Origin of the sequence: Mammaliicoccus sp. N-M50, assembly GCF_022386995.1 — a bacterium.
GTDB lineage: Bacteria > Bacillota > Bacilli > Staphylococcales > Staphylococcaceae > Mammaliicoccus > Mammaliicoccus sciuri_A.
Genome location: NZ_JAJNJA010000009.1, coordinates 105,081 through 125,182 on the forward strand (window position 1 = coordinate 105,081; position 20,102 = coordinate 125,182).

At 31.9% G+C, this 20,102-nt stretch carries 15 protein-coding genes; 3 read left to right on the top strand and 12 right to left on the bottom strand.

Annotated features, from left to right (window positions below):
- Positions 1-33: 33 nt before the first annotated feature.
- From LQ622_RS13090 to norA, 3 genes are all read right to left on the bottom strand, one after another.
- The gene (locus tag LQ622_RS13090; RefSeq protein ID WP_239775379.1) at positions 34-1,797 is read right to left on the bottom strand and encodes an ABC transporter ATP-binding protein; all 1,764 of its coding nucleotides are present in this window, start codon (positions 1,795-1,797) and stop codon (positions 34-36) included.
- On the bottom strand, positions 1,781-3,571 hold the full coding sequence (locus LQ622_RS13095; protein WP_191836373.1) for an ABC transporter transmembrane domain-containing protein: 1,791 nt from the start codon (positions 3,569-3,571) through the stop codon (positions 1,781-1,783). Before LQ622_RS13095 ends, LQ622_RS13090 begins: the two co-directional genes overlap by 17 nt.
- Positions 3,572-4,328: 757 nt before the next feature.
- A complete protein-coding gene (gene norA, locus LQ622_RS13100; protein WP_204255316.1) occupies positions 4,329-5,474 on the bottom strand; it encodes a multidrug efflux MFS transporter NorA in 1,146 nt (381 codons plus the stop codon).
- 153 nt (positions 5,475-5,627) lie between these two features.
- Between norA and LQ622_RS13105 the strand changes: the two genes are divergently transcribed.
- A complete protein-coding gene (locus LQ622_RS13105) occupies positions 5,628-6,443 on the top strand; it encodes a MerR family transcriptional regulator (protein ID WP_204255315.1) in 816 nt (271 codons plus the stop codon).
- Positions 6,444-6,487: 44 nt separating this feature from the next.
- On the opposite strand, the gene LQ622_RS13110 is transcribed toward LQ622_RS13105, so the two are convergent.
- The 5 genes from LQ622_RS13110 to LQ622_RS13130 form a co-directional block, all read right to left on the bottom strand.
- Positions 6,488-7,507 (bottom strand): DUF418 domain-containing protein, encoded by a 1,020-nt coding sequence (locus tag LQ622_RS13110; RefSeq protein WP_239775381.1) that lies wholly within the window; start codon positions 7,505-7,507, stop codon positions 6,488-6,490.
- A 128-nt stretch (positions 7,508-7,635) separates the two neighbouring features.
- The gene (locus tag LQ622_RS13115; protein ID WP_239775383.1) at positions 7,636-8,319 is read right to left on the bottom strand and encodes a hypothetical protein; all 684 of its coding nucleotides are present in this window, start codon (positions 8,317-8,319) and stop codon (positions 7,636-7,638) included.
- On the bottom strand, positions 8,312-9,193 hold the full coding sequence (locus LQ622_RS13120) for an ATP-binding cassette domain-containing protein (RefSeq protein ID WP_204173444.1): 882 nt from the start codon (positions 9,191-9,193) through the stop codon (positions 8,312-8,314). The genes LQ622_RS13115 and LQ622_RS13120 overlap by 8 nt, the downstream gene beginning before the upstream one ends.
- The gene (locus LQ622_RS13125; RefSeq protein ID WP_025905784.1) at positions 9,180-9,551 is read right to left on the bottom strand and encodes a GntR family transcriptional regulator; all 372 of its coding nucleotides are present in this window, start codon (positions 9,549-9,551) and stop codon (positions 9,180-9,182) included. The genes LQ622_RS13120 and LQ622_RS13125 overlap by 14 nt, the downstream gene beginning before the upstream one ends.
- 218 nt (positions 9,552-9,769) lie before the next feature.
- Positions 9,770-10,471: an alpha/beta hydrolase gene (locus LQ622_RS13130; protein WP_239775385.1), complete on the bottom strand. Its 702-nt coding sequence runs from the start codon at positions 10,469-10,471 to the stop codon at positions 9,770-9,772.
- 156 nt (positions 10,472-10,627) lie between these two features.
- Between LQ622_RS13130 and LQ622_RS13135 the strand changes: the two genes are divergently transcribed.
- Together LQ622_RS13135 and LQ622_RS13140 are read left to right on the top strand one after the other, a co-directional pair.
- Positions 10,628-11,230: a DJ-1/PfpI family protein gene (locus LQ622_RS13135; RefSeq protein ID WP_204255311.1), complete on the top strand. Its 603-nt coding sequence runs from the start codon at positions 10,628-10,630 to the stop codon at positions 11,228-11,230.
- A 41-nt stretch (positions 11,231-11,271) separates the two neighbouring features.
- Positions 11,272-12,171, top strand: coding sequence for a macrolide 2'-phosphotransferase (locus tag LQ622_RS13140; RefSeq protein WP_239775387.1), 900 nt, complete (start codon positions 11,272-11,274; stop codon positions 12,169-12,171).
- A gap of 38 nt (positions 12,172-12,209) precedes the next feature.
- Here the strand turns inward: LQ622_RS13140 and LQ622_RS13145 are convergent, their stop codons facing one another.
- The 4 genes from LQ622_RS13145 to LQ622_RS13160 form a co-directional block, all read right to left on the bottom strand.
- Positions 12,210-13,211, bottom strand: coding sequence for an accessory Sec system protein Asp2 (locus LQ622_RS13145; protein ID WP_239775389.1), 1,002 nt, complete (start codon positions 13,209-13,211; stop codon positions 12,210-12,212).
- Positions 13,212-13,388: 177 nt separating this feature from the next.
- A complete protein-coding gene (locus tag LQ622_RS13150) occupies positions 13,389-15,662 on the bottom strand; it encodes a bifunctional glycosyltransferase family 2 protein/CDP-glycerol:glycerophosphate glycerophosphotransferase (RefSeq protein ID WP_239775391.1) in 2,274 nt (757 codons plus the stop codon).
- Positions 15,663-15,985: 323 nt separating this feature from the next.
- Positions 15,986-18,505 (bottom strand): glycosyltransferase, encoded by a 2,520-nt coding sequence (locus LQ622_RS13155; protein ID WP_239775394.1) that lies wholly within the window; start codon positions 18,503-18,505, stop codon positions 15,986-15,988.
- A 35-nt stretch (positions 18,506-18,540) separates the two neighbouring features.
- On the bottom strand, positions 18,541-20,102 hold a 1,562-nt coding region (locus LQ622_RS13160; RefSeq protein ID WP_239775396.1), incomplete at its 5' end, for a phospho-sugar mutase.

Consider the following 20,102-nt stretch of genomic DNA (forward strand, 5'->3'; position numbering starts at 1 on the left):
GACCAGACACTTTCGTCTGATCAGTTCGTACTATTATCCATTTTGAAGTAAATACATTTTGTGATAAATGCCGTCTTGTTTAATCAATTCGTCATGTGTACCTCTTTCAACGATTTCGCCTTTATTCAATACGAGTATTTGATCAGCATCTTGAATAGTTGAAAGTCTATGTGCAATCGCTAATGTTGTTCTGCCTTTTCTCATTTTTTCTAAAGATGCTTGAATTTGCGCTTCTGTTTCTGAATCGATATTAGCAGTCGCTTCATCCAGTATTAATATTTTGGGATCACTTGCGATCGTTCTTGCAAATGCTAACAATTGTCTTTCTCCACTTGAGAATGCACTACCTTTTTCGATTACTTTATGATCATATTTCCCAGGTAATTTATTAATAAATTGATCTGCATTTACAAATTCAGCCGCTTCTTTCACTTTTTCAAAAGTCATCGTCGGGTGATACAATTTTATATTCGATGTAATCGTTCCGTAGAAAATAAATGCATCTTGAAGCACAAGCCCAATATTAGATTTCAGTTCTTTTTTCGGTATTTGCTTAATCGATTGTTGATCGATTAGTATTTCACCTTGTTCAAATTCATAAAATCTCATAAACAAGTTAATGATTGAACTTTTACCAGAACCTGTATGCCCAACAAGTGCAACTGTTTCACCTGGATTTGCGGTAAATGATATATTTTTTAATACATCTGTTTTGCCATCATAACTAAACGTTACATCTTTAAATTCAATTTTGCCGTCAGTAATTTGAAAATCTTGACGCTCTTGTTGCGCGGGTTCAAGCATATCATTATCGATAAGTTTAAATACACGACTCGCTGATACGAGTGCTTGTTGAAGTACGTTTAAATTTTGACTGACTTGGTTAATCGGTTCAAAGAAACGTTCCATATATTGTACAAATGCAAATACAACCCCTGCTGTAATACCACCTGAAAAGCTCAATATACCGAAGTAACTTAATATCATAATGACCGCAAATACTGAAATCATACTGATTGCAGGTCTGAGTAGTAAGCCATCAATTTTGACTGTCTTCATATTAAACTCATAGTGCTCATCGTTAATGTCATTAAATTCTTTTTGCAGTCTCTTTTCTTGATTAAATACTTGAATAATTCTCATACCTTCGATAGATTCAGCTAACTTCGCATTTAAATCTGATAAAAGCTGTCTCGCTTGAGAAAAGTATATCGCAGAATATTTTCTATAAAGTGCTAATATGACAACTATAATAGGTACAAATACAAGTGCCATTAGAGCCAATTTAAAATCTAAAATAAACATCATGACATAACTTGAAATAACCATAAATAATGCCATTAAAAATGATGAAAATACGCCGATAAACATTTCTACAATGGCTTCAGTATCATTCGTTAACCTTGATACAATACTGCCACCTGGCTCTTTATCAAAATAGCGCATGCCTAATTGGCCAATTTTATCAAAAGCATCAATTCTTAATTGTTGAATGACTTTAAAAGCTAAATATTGAAATAAGTATACATTCCAATATGTTGTTACAGCACCAATAATTTGAACGACAAAGAATATGACAATCAATAATGTCATATCAGATTCTGGAAATACTCGTGGTGTTAAATAATCATCGATAAATACTTTTACTAAATAAGGTGTTGCGACACTTGCAACTGTCGAAATCGTCAGCATCAAGAAAGCAAGTGCAATGATACCTTTAAAGGGGAACGTATATTTAATTAATCTTTTGAGTACATCAAACTGATCTTTGGCAGTTAAATTATGATTTTGTGCCATCGTTGTCATCCCCCTTTGCCAATTCATCTAGACTACTCGCAAGTTTTTCATGTAACGCTTGTGATTGATACGTGTCATAATACCAACCTTTAAGATTCATCAACTCTTGATGTGTACCTCGTTCAATGATTGTGCCTTCATCCATCACGATAATCATATCGGCATGACTGACAGCACTCATTCTATGAGCTGTTATAATATTCGTCTTACCTTGTCTGACGTTCTGCATATTTTCAAGTATATGTTCTTCAGTTTCTGCATCTACTGCTGATAATGAATCATCTAATATCAGTACAGGTGGATTCATAATTAACGCCCTTGCGATAGAAATCCTTTGCTTCTGACCGCCTGATAATGATACACCTCTCTCACCAACAACTGTATTGTAGCCTTCAGGAAAGCTTAATATATCTTGGTGAATATAACTAATATTACTCGCGTTATGAATAATATCATCATCGATAGTAGGATCACTAAAGGCAATGTTATTTCTTATTGAAGTCGAGAATAAAAAGTGGTCTTGAGGGACATAACCAAATTGCGCTCTTAAATGACGAATATCAAAATAACTTAATGGATGATGACCATATATAATTTCATCCGCTTCTTTCGTATCAAATTCGCGTAATAATAGTCGAATGATTGCACTTTTACCTGACCCTGTTCGACCAACAATGCCTAATGTTGTACCTTTTTCAATCGTGAAATGAATGTCATGTAATGCCACATTATCATCGTTTGGAAATTTAAAGGATTTAATGTCGACATGAATATCCCCTTCAGGAATCATATCCGTCTTAACTTCTGTATCGACATCGTTTGGAACATTGGTAATTTCATTAATCCTTTCATATGAAGCGTGACCTCTTTGAACAATGTTAAAGAATAATCCAAGTGCGAGCAGTGGCCAAACCATCATACCTAAATAAGTTGTAAAAGTAACAAGTTGTCCAATTGTAATATCATCTTGAATCACCATTCTTGCGCCAAAGAATATCGCTAAAAAATAACTCACACCAATTACTGACATAATCGTTGGATCAAACAATGCATCAATTTTAGAAACTTTTAAATTTTTGTATACGACATCATCACTTAGTTGCTTAAAATCTGCTTGATCGTCTTTTTCATAACCAAATGTCTTTGTGACTTTTATCCCAGCAATACTCTCTTGAGTCTTATCATTTAACTGACTAAACGCAGCTTGTGCTTTTTTGAAACCGCGGTTAAGCAACTTACCATAATAACTCGTTAATATAATCATAATAGGAAGTGGAATCATCACAATTAAAGTTAAACGCCAATCAACAGTAATCGCCATAGTAATCAGAACAGCCCCACCTGACATCAGTGAATCAGCAATTGTCAGAACGCCACCACCTGCAGTATTCTGAACAGCTCTAATATCATTTGTAGCATGTGCCATTAAATCTCCAGTACGTCTTTCTTGGAAAAAAGAAGGACTCATCGATGTATATTTATGATACAGTCGCTCTCTTAATATCTTCCCTAACCTCATACTCGCCCCGAAAATCATAATGCGCCAGTAGTAACGAAATACATATGTTAATACAGCAGCAAGAAATAAAATGATGAGATAAATAAGAAGCGTCTTTCCCGTTAAAGTATTAAAGCTAATACCATCAATCACTCGACCAATAATTTGTGGTGGCAACAAATCAATCAGCGCAACGAGTAATAAAATGAGAATGCCAAAAATATAATTTTTCCTTTCTTGTTTAATAAACCAGCCCAATTTTGCAAATACCTTCATAATCGTCCACACTCCCCTTATATCTACACATTTAAAATTTTAGCACAAAACAATCATCTGAAAATTGAAAGTTCATAATTTTCATACATTTATATAAAAATCATCCGAATGGCGTATACAGGAATTATGTAGATGAGGGAGATTGGGAGGTGTGGGGTTCTGGGTTTCGGCGGAGTTCTGAGGTTCGGGCGTTTGGCGGATTGGAGGATGTATGTTGCTAGTTTGGTGGGTCTTGCAACATACAGGTGTGCTATGTTGCTTGTTTGGGCAGTCTTGCAACATACGGACGTGCTATGTTGCTTGTTTGGGCAGTCTTGCAACATACGGGCGTGCTATGTTGCTTGTTCGGGCAGTCTTGATAAATACAAAGCCTCTATTTATCTTGTTTTGCCAGTCTTGATAAATACAGCGCCTCTATTTATCTTGTTTTACCTGTCTTGATAAATACAGCGTCCCTATTTATCTTGTTTTACCTGTCTTGATAAATACAGCGCCTCTATTTATCTTGTTTCACCAGTCTTGATAAATACAACGCCTCTATTTATCTTGTTTTACCAGTCTTGATAAATACAACGCTCCTATTTATCTTGTTTTGCCAGTCTTGATAAATACAGTGCTCCTATTTATCTTATAGACCCCATTTCTATAATTACAAACCGCTCCATCCTCCTCACCATCCCCGACCTACTCCCCATCCCATATACTTCTCCCAAAAAAGAAAGTCAGGGACATCACGCGAGGTGTCCCTGACTTTTTATTAGAATTTTAATTTATCTGGTCTATAAAATGCGATGATAATTGAAGCGATGATAAAGAATGCCATGGCTATAAATAACGGGAAGTCGATTTTAATATCGAATGCTGCTCCGGCTACTAATGGCCCTATCAAGTTACCAACACTTGTGGCGGCTGAGTTCAAGCCACCTGCAGTACCTTGGTTATTACCTGCTAATTTAGAGAAATAGTTCGTCATGGATGGTCTGATCAAATCAAATCCTATAAATATTACGAAACTGACTAACATCACAGTAATGTAGTGAGAAGCATATACAAAGGCTCCTAGAATTAACACTGAGTAGATTAATGAGAATAGCGTTAATTTAATTTCACCGATCTTACCGACAAGTTTCTCGAATAAGAATAATTGGAATATTACCCCTACTATAGCGCCACCTGTAATCGCGATAGAAATATCTTTCGGTTCAAAGCCTACTTTCTCTGCTGTATATAATGAGAACATCGTTTCTGTAGATGCTAAACCGTAAGACAATATCAACATAATGATAACTGGTACAATAAACAATTTATATGGGAATGGCTCTTTGACTTTAGGACGTGCTGTTTCATTTGAATCATCGTCACTTGCTTCTTTTAAAAGGAATACTGAGAATAACAAAGCGATGATGCCAAGTGCACCAGCAAAATAAAAAGGCATTCTATGCGAAATTTCTGCTAAGAATCCTCCTACACCCGGTCCAACTATGAACCCTGTATTAATAACGGCTGACATATAACTAAAGTTCTTTGCTCTATTTTCTGAAGTTGATAAATCACCAATCATACCATTTACACCAGGCATGACAAACGCTGCACTAATGCCACCTAATACTCTTGAAACTAAAAGTATTGAAAATGTATTACCCACTGCGAAAATAAATTCTGAAATGGAGAATAATAGCAGGCCGATAATGATAATAATTTTTTTACCAAACTTATCTGCAAATCGTCCTCCAAACGGTGAAGCGATCATTTGGAACATTGCAAATACTGCCACCAGCATGCCTAAATCACTTCCATTTAAATCTAAATCATGCAAAATTGTAGGTAATACTGGTATGACAATACTAATACCTAAAAACATTAAAAATATATTAAAATATAAAACGTTTAACTTATTATTCATTTTAGACCTCCTTCTTCATTACTTTTAAAAATATTAAGTGATTTTCACTATATTCTAATCTATTTATTTTGATTTGCATAACATAATGCAATCTTTAATATATACAATTTATAGTGTATAGTAACTATACAGTCAATAGGAGGAACTTAATTTATGCAAAAAATTAATCAAATACCTATAAGTGAGTTTGCAAGCTTAACAAATGTTAGCCGCCAGACACTCATATACTATGATAAAATCAATCTTTTTAAACCAGATTATAAGAACGAAATTGGATACCGATATTACTCCATTAAACAAATTGAACTTATAAGTGTGATTACTTTATTGAAAGAACTCGGCATGCCACTTAAAGAAATTAAAGAATATACACAAAATAAATCACCAGAGCACTTTTTAAATTTAATGACGCAACAGAAGAAAACGATTCAAGAACAGAAGAAGCATTTGGAATACAATGAAATGATCATTGATAGTAAAATTCAACTCATCAGAGACGCTATGAAAACTTCCTTTGATCAAATTGAAATTGAAGAATATGATGAAATGACTTTCTATATCAGTGACAACATCGCGAATGCTTCAGAACTCGATTTCTTAATATCGATTAACCAGTTTATTGATGAGCTGAAATCACACGAAATTTTTTCTAGTCAGCCAATCGGTGTCGTAACGCACAAAAATGATATTTTAAGTGGTAATTACTATCATTATAGTTACCTTTACGTGAATATCCCCAATTCTAAAAAGCACTATAAAAATACCGTTACGTTAAAAGGTAAATATTTAGTCGGTTATTATATTGGCATTGATGAACATGTTGAAGAAGCTTACAACAAAATGTTAAATAAAATCGATGAATTGAATTTAACAATGGGTGAATATGTATATGAAGAATACGTATTTGATTCAGTTATTAAAAATAATGAGAATGAATATATCACTAAAATTATGATTGAAGTCATATAAAAAAAGCATAGACTCCGGGATATCAACTCCCAGACTCTATGCTTTTATTTTATTGAAAACATCTTGAAATACGTACCGATTTTCCATAAGTATTCTAACGGACCATATTTAAAATAACTCAACCATAAACTTGAGAATATTAGCTGTATGACAAGAATGATTAAACAAAGATTCGCCGTATGTATTAAGCGACAATCTGATAATCCTAATCCATAGCTAAATAATAGTATCAATAATGTTTGCCCGATATAATTCGTAAGTGCCATTTGTCCATACATTCTTAACGGTTTCAATAATTGTTGCACGACTTTATATTGTAACAACGTGACGAGTATACTAAAGTAACAGATCGTCATGATAGGACTCAGTATTAAAATAAATTGATTTGTTAAAGCGTATTGTTTCAAATATTGCGCTTCAGTAATACCTGTATATTTAATCGCTTGATAAGAAGCGCCAACGTAGATTTGATTCAAGTAATAGATGCCGATTACCGAAATGATCATCGAAATTACCGCAATAATGGCATAATACTTTTTATGCTGGAACATTTTTTGATGTAGACCAAATTGAGCAAAGGTTAAACCTAAAGTAAACAGTGGAAGCGGCATTAATATTTTCCCGCCCAAACCAATCGCTACGCATAAGAGCACGATACCGATTACGAAATTCACCCACTTATTCACTTTAAACAGTGGTAGTAGCACTAAACCAAATATAGCGTACACGAGCAATACCTCTCCCGGTTGGAGTTGCATATGCCCTAATCCTAACAGCGCCAATATCACAATTCTTCTCAAATAAATCACATATGGATGTTCACTTTTCGCTTTCGCACGATTAATAAAAATATAAAAACCAACACCAAATAAAAATGAAAAAATCGACATAAACTTTGATTCAATAAATATATCTAAAAACTTCTGATAACGAACTTCTACTATTGAAAAATCAAATGGTACTTGTATAATGCTCGAAACATTAAGAAAAATAATGCCTAATAAAGCAAATCCTCTAATATAATCTAATTCATAAATACGATGATTCGATGCAGTCGGGTTCATGACTTATGCCTCCTTTAATTCCTTGTTATAATTTACCATTTATATAAAGAAATACAACGAACAATATTGTCACATGCCCTGTCACATAAAAAAAGACTAGGACAACTAGCCCTAGCCTTAATATAATACTATGCCTTCAATCTTGCTTGAATCATAATTGGATAGATACATAATGCTGATATGATTCCAATTGCCGCCAATATATGGAGCATTTCATAAATATGTTGATATACCCATTTGAAGAATGGTGTGAAATCACCGAGTACAAACCAGATAAATACGATGACACCTAGAAATAGTACACCGATCATTGTTGGGATAACACCTATGCGATAAATAATCGCACCGAGTAAGAAACAAATTCCTGCGATAAACAATATAGCTAGGAAATCCACCCACATACTATCTAAACCACTAGCATTAGGCAGTATATCTGATATTCTCATAAGTGTTACATCACTATTTGTCGCACTTGCTACACGCTCTAATATAAAGCTGATCACTTCTTGAATGATAAGCAACATAACTATAAATATAATGTAACTTAGCCATAAACTTACGATATACTGTCTTCTTGTCGCACCAAGTTCAATAGATGATTTAAATGAATCACCAAACATGAATAATGGTAAGAACCCTAAGATACCGTATACCGGTCCAGATAATAAAGGATTATATGAATCTGATGGTTCAATATAAAATCCAATTACAAAGTATATCGCGGCAAAAACAACAAGTACGATACTAAAGATATATAATTGTAATTTTAGTTCTTTAAAGATAATCGAGAAAGACCCTTTTAAATCACCCATGATTAGCCTCCTTTGTCATCGTCATATTCACTAAATAATCTTGAATACTTGCTTTATCAACTTTTACATTCAACGCTCTACATTGTTCTTGTAGCGCTGCATCATATGGGATATCCGCCATCACTTTATGCTGACTCATAATCGTTGATTGCTCAATAATAGTATCACTCGAAGTAATTTGATGAATATCTTCTAATTTACCAACTAATATCGCACCTCTAGATTGAAAGTATTCTATTGGCTCATGTAACTTCACACGGTGATCAGATATCACGATGAGCTTTTCACATATCTTCTCAATTTCTTTAATATGATGAGAAGCAATCATGATATACCTCGGATCCGCTTCAAACGATTCTCTCAACGCTTGTGTAAACAACTTTCTCATATAAGCATCCAATCCGTTTGTCGGTTCATCTAACATCGTCACTGGTGCATGACTTGCAAGCCCAATCACACTTTGAACCATTGACTTCATACCTTTAGAAAAAGTTCGAATCTTCTTCTTTCTTGGTAGTTCAAATAAATCTATTAAATAATCAGCTTCTTCTTGATTCCAATTGTCATTGAACATTGCTGCAAATTTCATCGCATCATTAACATTCCATGACTTTCCGAAAAAGTGGTTCTCTCTTAAATACGTAATTTTCTTTGCAGCTTCTGCATTGTTATAAGGTTTATAATTTAATATCGCTATGTCACCTGAATTTTGTTTTTCTTGACCTGACATGAGTTTCATTAACGTCGTCTTACCAGAACCATTTCGCCCCCACAAACCAATAATCATTGGTTCATCATCTTGAAGTGTTAAATCTTGAAGTATATATTCATCTTTGTACTTAAACGACATGTTCTGAATATCAATGATTGTCATAGTCTTGCTCCACCCTTCTTATGAGTTCTTCCTTACTTATATTAAGTCTTTTAGCTTCTTTAACCATGTTTTGAATATAAGAGTTTGAGAAGTCTTGCATTCTTGTATTTACGAGCTTGTCGCGCGCATCTTCAGCTATAAATACACCAATCCCTCTCTTCTTAGCTACAATGCCTTCATCCATCAACAGTGCAATACCCTTTTGAGCCGTCGCTCTATTAATATTGTAAAAGTTTGAAAGTTCCGTTGTGGAAGGTATTTGTTCGCCTTCTGACAAAAGTCCTTCAACTAAATCATCTTTAATCATATCTGCAATTTGCAAAAATATAGGTGTATCTTCATTTAAAGTAGGTTTCATTTTCATTCTCCTTATCCTATAACATGATTGGTTGATTAGTTGTGTAATCAACTATAATATCATTCATGCTATTTGTCAAACATTCTTCATTTATTTCATTCGTCCTAAACGATGTTAACCCTTATTATATCAGCAATTCACATACGTTAAATTTTATTTATTAAAACAAAAAAGACTTAGACACCCCATCATGTCTAAGTCTCTTATAATAATTACATCTAAAACAACGTATGAATCGCTTTGTCGAAATATTTTTCAAAGTATTCATGTCTATGAATGCCTTCTTTATCTGTGATAAATGTTAAAGTCGACGCATCATTGACCAGCTTCTCTTTCACCAATTCAACCGCTTCATACGTATTCTGTACCATCCATTTTAATATATTAGGATATTCTACTCCTTCTTGCTCTCCTACATACCAATAAATATGACGTGGATATTCTATCGGTTTGCTATTTTTAATGAAATCTAAAAAGTTCGGATACCACATAGAAGCAGACATTAAGATATAACTACCGAATAAGTGCGGTCTTGTTAATAATGCATATAATGACACTAACGCGCCGAATGACCCACCACCGATTGCTAAATATTCCGCTTCATCAAAGATATGATAATGTTCTTTAAGAAATGGTATTAATTCAAATTCCAACATATCTAAATATTGATCAGCTTCTCCCGCATAATGTGCTTGATCGACTTGCTCTTCCCATGGTGTATATTCCCTATTTCTATCAACCGGTTCAATACCGACATACATAATATCTCGTGGCTTATCTTCTATCAGTTTATTAAATATATAATCCCCATCTTGAACGATTACTGTCTTGAATGGTTTAGGATTTTGTTCATCATAACCAACTGGCATAGCCACCGTTACGAATCGATCATTCCATAAAAATTTTTGTACAACTTGCATAACTTTTCACTCCCGTTATATCTCTTCTTTAATTGAGAAACGTTATCATTTATTACATCATACCACAAATACTATTAGTTATCATTTGCATATGAGATGCCTTTGTATCATGATAAAAATAATCTTTAAATAAATTTAACAAGGGGTGTTATTTTTATGAAAAAAGCGCTAATCGTTCTTACAGAAGCATATGCAGATTGGGAAGTCAGTTACGTTGCTGCTGAACTCGCTATGTCACACGGATTTGAAATCGATACAGTATCATTAGGTGAATCAACTGTTACATCTATCGGCCAATTGAAGACAATCGTTGACTATACAATAGATGACATTAAAGAACCTTATGATGCTTTAATTATCATTGGCGGTAACAATTGGTCACAAATTGAAAATGAACAACTCGTGCAACTTATTAAGACATCATTAGACAACAATATCGTTGTAGGCGCAATATGTGCAGCCGTTGACTTCTTTGCAAGAAATGGATTACTTACGGGATATAAACATACAGGAAATGATTTAAACCAATGGACGACTGAAAAGAACTACAAAGCCTATACAAACGCATTAGACTTTATGAATGAAGATAGTGTCGTTGATAAGAACCTTGTCACAGCAAACGGATCCAGTGCAGTAGACTTTGCATTTAATGTAATTCGTGCATTAGGACTTCTAGATTACAAAGAAGCGGAAAAACAAAAATACTTTTATAAAGCAGGTTATGTATCTTATAAGATGAAATACGGAGAAATTGGCTAAAAAGCGAGAAATATAAAAATAACCTTTAAGGAGCGCTCAATATGACACAACATGAAAACATTGTCACGATTGCCTCACAATGTGGTTTAGATATTCAACCTGAATCAATTTCAATAAATGAATCAGGACTTGATTTTCAAGTAGCATTTGCTGAAGATAGACATGGTGTTGAATGGGTATTACGCATACCTAGAAGACCAGAAGTGTATGCGCGAACAGGCTCAGAAAAAGAAACCGTAGACTTCGTACAACAACATGTATCTTTTGAAGTACCTAACTGGCAAATTCATAAAGAAACATTAATTGCTTATCCTAAACTAACAGGCGTACCTGCAGCTACAATTGATCCTGAATTACAGCAATACGTATGGGAAATTGAACATAAACCCGTACCTCAGAATTTTATTGATACATTGGCAGAAGTACTTGTTGATTTGCATCGAATAACAGACGAAGAACTCGCTTCAAGTGATATTAAGACGACAACGATTGAACAAATCAAAGAAGATTATCAAGAACGTATGCATAAAGTGAAAGAAACATATGGTGTCTCCCCTGACTTATGGAATAGATGGCAAACATGGTTAGAGCATGATGAGCTCTGGCCAAATCATGTCACGATGATACATGGAGACTTGCATCCAGGACATATTATGGTGGATAAAGAAGCAAATGTGACAGGTCTGATAGATTGGACTGAAGCCTGTCATGCAGACCCGTCCAATGATTTCATGGGGCATCATCGTGTATTTGGCGATGAAGGGCTAGATGAGCTAATAGAAGCTTATGATAAAGCTGGTGGAACGACATGGCCACATATGAAAGAACATATTATTGAATTGAATGCAGTGTTTCCAATGTTTATCGCTGAATTTGCACTTGCTTCAGGAGAAGCGGCATATGAGAAGATGGCAAAGAAAGAATTAGGCGTTGAGGAGTAAGATAGCATCAAAAAAGGTTAGCTCGTATGAGCTAACCTTTATATATGTGTTGCAAAGAAATTATTTAAGATGGTTAATTGTTCCGGTACGCTATTTCTTGAAACTTCAGGATGTGACGTAATATGTTTATCTGGTAAGTTGATTTTGTAAATCTTAGATGCATCAATACGATCTGTCTGTTTATAATACAATTCAACATTTTCACTACATATCACATATTTCGTGTATTCATTACTATCATCTAAATGTTGATTAATTTGAGGGACTAAATCGTCATTTCTCAAATCCTTTAAGAACCTTCTATCTTTCTGCTCTAACGCACCACCAATATTCACAATTGGATCTACTGCTAAAGTATTCATATCCAGCGCCGTACCGTGATAAATCGCACCCGTACCGCCTTTAGAACCACCGTAAAGTACAACATGCTCTTTATCAATATTAAGTTCTTCCATCACCTTTAAAATCGTACTTTGAATTTCCTCCTCATATTCAGGATAATTCGTCGTACTAATATAATGCGAACCATGTGATACATTTAAATCCATTATTCTTAGAGTATAAACATTCTTCACGAGACTTCTTTCAATACCATCAAAGAACTTAGGAAACATCCTGTTCGGAATCAACGAACTATCATATCGCTTAGCATCTGGCATACAAGTAAAAATAACAAGCAACTTCTTAGGCACCTCATCATTTACCTTCCTACCAACCGGCTCATCTAACGTATAGAAAATATCCTTATGTCTAATTAAATCTTTTCTCTGAAATAATTCTTGAACATCAGAACGCTTATAGAACTTAGAAATCGTCTTTTGATGAAAATACAAAATATAATCATTAGCCAAGATTTCTTTATACATTTCATGTAGTTTACGATCCTGTCTAGCTAACTGAATAAAATTCGAATCACTACCCGTATCAATTTGAATACGCTTTTGATTCATAAAATCAATAGGCTCATGAAGCGCATAGATTTCTTTAGGTTTATTACGATCCTTCGAAACAAACCTCCCCTTATCAAACAAATAAGCCATAAATATCCCAACTCCCATTTTAGTATTAAGCTTTATATCTCTCACGTCGTACTAAAAAAGAAATGTTTGTTATAGCTTAACATATTGGGTAGGAAGTTAAAGGGATGTCTAATATTAAAAAAGTACAAAAAAATACCCCGAAACGAATATTTCTATTGTTTCAGGGTATTGTACGTTTTATTTAAAAACTTCTTTAACTACTCTTTCGGTAGCTTTACCGTCATCTAAAGAGCAATACTTATTATAAAATTCATCATATTTGTCTTGATAATCGTTTTCTACTGTTTCAATATTTTTAATAGAATCTATAACTTCTTCAGAATCGAATAATAATGGTCCTGGTAAGTCTTTGTTCATATCAATATAGAAGCCTCTTAAAACATCTTTATATTTTTCTAAGTCATACGTATAGAATAAAATTGGTTTTCTAAGGTTAGCAAAGTCAAAGAATACTGATGAGTAATCTGTTATAAGAATATCACTACTAATATATAAATCGTTGATATCGTTATATCTTGAGAAATCAAACGCAAAGTTTTTAAACTCAGATAAATCTAGGTTATCAGATATAAAGTAGTGCATACGTAATGCGACAACATACTCATCACCAAGTTCTTCGCGCAATCTTTGTAAATCTAGTTGCATTAAGAATTTATATTGACCAGGTCCATGGAATTGATCATCTCTCCAAGTAGGCGCATATAATATAACTTTCTTATGAACTGGAATACCTAGTTTTTTCTTCAAGCCATTTTTATATTCTTCAGTATGATTCGTTAAAATATCATTTCTTGGGTAACCATAAGTCAAAATATCTTCTCTAGGATACATGAAAGCACTATTAAAGATGTCTTCACTATATTTGTTAGCAGCAATTAAATAATCCCAATTTCTTGATTGTTCATAGAAATCTTTTTTATAATTTTTATTTGCTGAAGTAACATTATCCATATCAAACACCAATTTTTTAAGCGGTGTACCATGCCAAGTAGAAAGTAAAACTTGCTCAGGTTTCTTATATAACCACTTTGGTTGTCTCATATTTAGAACAAAGTATTTTGAAATTGTTACATACATGAAATATTCCCAACTAAATCTTCTTATGATTTTTACATTAGAATTTTTAAATTCAGGTTCATTTTCAACTATTTTTTTATCATTCAATATCCATACATGATTCCATTTTTTAGGTTCATTTTCTAATAGATAATTAAATATCGCTTTAGGACTATCAGAATAATTTCTTCCTAAGAAACTTTCGTATAAAACTGTATTTTCTTTAATTGGTAATTTTGAAAATACATGTTTCTGTACTTTTTTCTGTCTAAATCTTTGGTTCACAGGTTGTATAAACTGATAAGTCTTGTATCCAGTAGCTCTAGTCTTACTAATATAATAAGCAAGCTTGAAATTGCCAGATTTAATAGATTTAATTTCAAATTCATGCCTTTTACTAACTTTCAATTTACCACAAGGATATTTTAGTATTTGTTGCAATTCTTTATAAATTGGTAATATACTGTTATAATCCTCTTTAAATTTATGATTCTTGATGACTTTATATAAGTAATATGAGATAGCTTTGCTTCTAATTTGACGAGCTATAAATGGATTCTCACAATATTTTAGAGAATCTTTAAATGCCTTCATTCTATAATACAATCTACTATCAATATCTTCTTGTGCTAAAGAAGGATAATTTATAGGGTCGTTATGTATAAATTTATAATATAATTTTGTATAGGTTACATATATATTTGGTGTCTGATTATATAAATTTACTATAAAAGGAATTTCCCCATATAGATCATTATCATCTTCAAACCTAATATTATTGTTTATTAAAAATTCTTTATTAATCAACAAACCATGTACTTTAAAAGAGTAAGAAATCTTATTAATATATTTTTTATAATTATGTTTGATACTTTTATGACTAATTACATTGTTTTCAAACAATCCATTAATAATACCATTTTGTTGTTTTCTATCTGTTTCAATATTTAAACCTTCTAAAATATTTTGAATGGATTCAATTGTGTCATCTTTATAGAACGCTTGATTTCTATTACTCAATGACGTTTTCATATCTAGATTTGTCTTCGTAATACCAAGTTTAATAACGTTAATATTTTCTTTGTCTTTATCAATTATTTGCTTAGCATAAATCAATGCATTAGGATGCAAGAAGTCATCTGAGTCAACAAATAATACATACTCACCCTTAGCTGAAGTTATGCCTAAATTTCTTAAACCTTGAATACTTAAATCACTTTCAATATTTTGGTAGTTTAAATTAGTATTTTTTAAGCTTTCATTTAAGAACTCTGATCCATTATGTAAGAATAATACTTCGAAGTCACTATAAGTTTGGTTCTCCAAACTTTTAATACAATTACTTATAAATTTCTTATTATTGTCACTATATACAACGACAAGTGAAAAATACATAACAACACTTCCTATTCATTTTAACAAACGTAAAATAATTGCGTAAAATTATTGTAACTTTCATAAATTTTACTATTTAATCTCCCAAAAGTAAATAATGATTATTTCATTGAATTTCTAGATAATGGTTATACATTTGTTAAATGATTTCTTAGTATATACATTTTAATGTAAAAGATAATATAGTTTATCTATTGAAACATAAAAAGTCGGACTAATAGAAAAGTAATTTTTTCATTAGTCCGACTTATTTTAAATTTTAAGAATTTATTTGGATATTATCCAAAATTATTTTAGCTATGCTTAAATTAAACTATTTCTAATTATTCTTCTGGATCTGCAATTTCATTATAAAATTTATCAATTATTTCATTATTATAGTTTTCGTAGTCAAATTCCTCTTTAACGATACCTTGCTCAATATATTGAATCATTCCATCAGCTATTGCTTCAACATTCTTTTCAACCAATAATCCATTATTTTCATTAATAATAGAATTTATTCCTGCTACATTTGTTCCAATTACAGGTAAACCAAGTACTTGCGCTTCCATTACGACCATTCCTTGTCCTTCGTAATTTGAAGCAAGTATGAAACAATCACATTTGCTAACAAACATAAATGGATTTTCAATAAAGCCTAGTAGGAATATATTATTTTCCATTCTCAAACTAAGAATTAATTGATTTAATGTTTTCTTTAATGGGCCGTCTCCAATAATATATAAGCGGCTTTCTGGATGTTTCTCTACGACATTAACGAATGCTTTAATTAATTCTTCATGATTTTTCTCAGGAGATAGTCTTGCTATATTCACAAAGTTGTTAAACTCAGGATTAGGTAATTCAACTGCTTTTAAAGTTATTTGACTATCTTTAGATTCAGATTTATTAAAAATTAGATATTCTATTTCTGTTTCATTATCTATATATTTTCTATTTTCACCTAGTTTAGCCATTTCAACAATTTCATCACCATTGATGATATTACTTATTGAGATCATTTTCTTTTCAGGATTTGAAATATATTTAGATAGATTTAACTTATTCGCTTCATTTGCACTTTCGGTAACAGATACTACTTTATCAAAATGATCATATAGACTAAATATAACTTTTAGATTCCATCTATGTTTATAACGACCGTCTATAATTTTGTCATATTCACCTTGCATGTCATTATGTAAAAATATTGCTTTTTGTTTTACAGGTGCAAAGGCAAATAAAGCAGTAAACATTTTGTTATAACCACCATAGTCTATTAATACATCAGGGTTTAAATTACCGAATACTCTTTTATAATCTAGTTTAAAATATACCTTCATTAACTTTCTATTTATATATTTTGATTCATAACCTTGTCTGTATAAAATATTTTGAGAAATTGTATCAATAACATTTCTATTGGTTCTAGAGAATTTACTAATTACATGTACTCTTGGATCTAGTCTTTCCATGTTAAGAATTTTATCTCTAAATTTCTTATCATTTTCTATTAAAATAATCTCATATTTATCATAGTCTATTTTTTTACTTAAGTTTATAACAGAGTTTGTAATACCATTATTGTAGAAACCTCCGCCATAAAATACTATAACTTTTTTATTGGACTTATATAATTTTCTTTCTTTTCTTTTGTTTAGTATAAAATCTGTGGCCTTTGCAGAAGAAATTCCATTATCATCACTACAATATTCTTCTAAATAATCATTTATTTCTTTTTTAAAAGCTGTATTGTATTTATTTTGATATTTATCAATATTTTCCATAAGTTCATATAATCCATATGCTTTACTACCAGGCAAACCATCTATATCTAAATAAAATCCTCTATTTTCTTCATAAATTTCTTTATCTGGCATGTAGAAATATATAGGTCTTTGTAAAGGTAAGAAATCAAAGAAAATACTTGAGTAATCTGTAATTAATGTATCAACTGTAGCTAATAATTCATTTGTATCTACCCAATTTGGTATCATTAAGTTTTTTAATCCAAGTTTTCTAATTTTTTCATATATAAAGTAATGTGCTTTTAAATAAACTTTATATTGTGATCCAAATTTTTCTTGAAGCATCGTTACTTCCATTATCAAATAATTAATATCTTCTTCAGTTGTTTCTTTAAGTGACTTTTTCCAAGTAGGAGCATATAATACTATTTTTTTCGAATTTGTTAAGTTGTATTTCTCTATAATATCTTCTCTCTTACTATTTAGAGTTAAATCTACTCTTGGATTACCATATATACCAACGTCTGCAGTTAATATGCCATCTAGATCATGACTTTTAATAAGCTTATCTGCAGTAAACTTATTTGGCATAATTAATTTATCTGCAGTAAAAAGATTTTTTTGAATATTTTTATGGTCATTAAATCCACTATTCTTAATATCTAATCCTAAAGTTTTTAATGGTGTACCGTGCCATGTATTAATATAAACTTGACTATCTCTTTTTGTGAAATACGGTAAAAAAGATGTATCATTCACCAAATATTTACAAGTAGCTAATAATTTCAAATAGTCTCTACTATCGTATTGAACAACATTTATATTAGCATTTTTATATGTACTTTTTATCCATTTAATCATCGGATCGTCTAATTTTTTTATAGCAATATTAAACTTCATTTTTGGGTATAAATCTACCATTTTTCTAAATATAGCATATGCATTACCAGTAAAGTTAACTCCATGATAGGATTCAAAGAGGATACTATCTTTGCGTACTCGTGTAGTTCTAATTTTATTCAAATAGTATGCGTTATCACTTACTCGCTTATTATTTCTATTTTCATTTATTGGATTCATTATAAAATCTTTGATTTCTTTTACTTTATTCAACCTAATTCTCCTTTTCAATAATGCCTAATATCGTATTACTCAAATATATATTTTTTCTCAAACACATCTATAATACTCTCTAAACTTTTAACATTTAAAGAGAAATATAATTTCATTTTTGGTTCTGTTCCTGATGGTCTAACCGCTATAAATCCTTCTTCAAAAATAAATTTGATAAGATCTGTTTGCGGTAACTGAATAGTGCTTGTTTCACCACTTTGTATATTATGAGATTCTTGTGTGATGTAGTTTTCTATATACAATGGTGTTAAATTGTCTAACTCAATTGTTTCTAACTGTTTAAAGTCATTCATAATTTGTTGGATTTTTTCTCGTCCTTCTGCACCTTCAAATGTTGGTGAGAGTGTCTTGTCTTTATACTGTCCTAGTTCTTGATAAATATTGTCTAAAACATCTTTGAAAGTTTGATTATCTTGTGACAATTGTTCTTTATATTTAATCAATAGTGCTGCTGTTTGTATCGCATCTTTATCTCTTGAGAAGTCTTCTACTAAATAACCATGGCTTTCTTCGAAAGCTATAACTAGTTGTGATTGTTTATCTTCTAATTGCTTTAATTGTTCTGAGATGTATTTGAAACCAGTTAACACATTGATGACTTCAATGTTCAATGATTGGGCTAGTTTTTCACTTAAAGCACCTGTTACGACAGATTTAATCATGTATTTATGTGCATCGCTTGTTAATTGCGCATGTCTTAGTTTAATGAGTAATAGTCCAATCTCATTACCATTGAAATATCTTGTTGTTCCATCTTCATAACGTTCAACAATACCGATTCTGTCGGCATCTGGATCAGTTGCGATAATAAGTTGAGCCTGTTCTTTCTCAGCTAATTGTTTACTTAAATCAAACGTATCTGCTTCCTCCGGATTGGCTATACGCACTGTTGGAAAATCACCGTTAGGTGTAGATTGTTTTTCTTCAACAACATAGTTTGTATATGACAAATCTACAAGTACATCTGACAATAAAGGCAGACTTGTGCCATGTAAACTTGTTAAAATTGTTTTTGTTTCAGCCGATTCAAATGAACCAACAAGATTTTTAACCGCTGCTTTATAAGCTTTAGTTGTTTCATCTTTAAATGGTAAGATCAGTTCACGTTCTTGTAATGCTTCAAAGTCGTCTGCTTGTATATTTAATGGGTCTTCTACTGTATCAATATAACGGCTTAATTCTAATGAAGGCTCTGTTAATAACTGGCCACCATCTGAACCATATACTTTAATTCCGTTATAATTCTTAGGGTTATGGCTTGCCGTAATCATAATACCCGCTGTTGTTTTCAAGTGTCGTACTGCGAATGACAGTTCTGGTGTTGATTTGTATGTTTCTGGCAAGATAACTTCAATACCATTGGTACCTAATACTTTCGCGATTTCTTTCGCAAATTCTTTAGATAAATGACGTGTATCAAAATGAATCACGATTTTAGGTGTATTTGAAATATGCGTTAAATATTTAGCTAAACCTAGCGCAAACTTTTGAATCGTGAATTTATTCAATCTACCTGGTCCTATACCGAAGGTACTTCTAATACCAGCCGTTCCAAATGATAAGACGTCTGTAAATC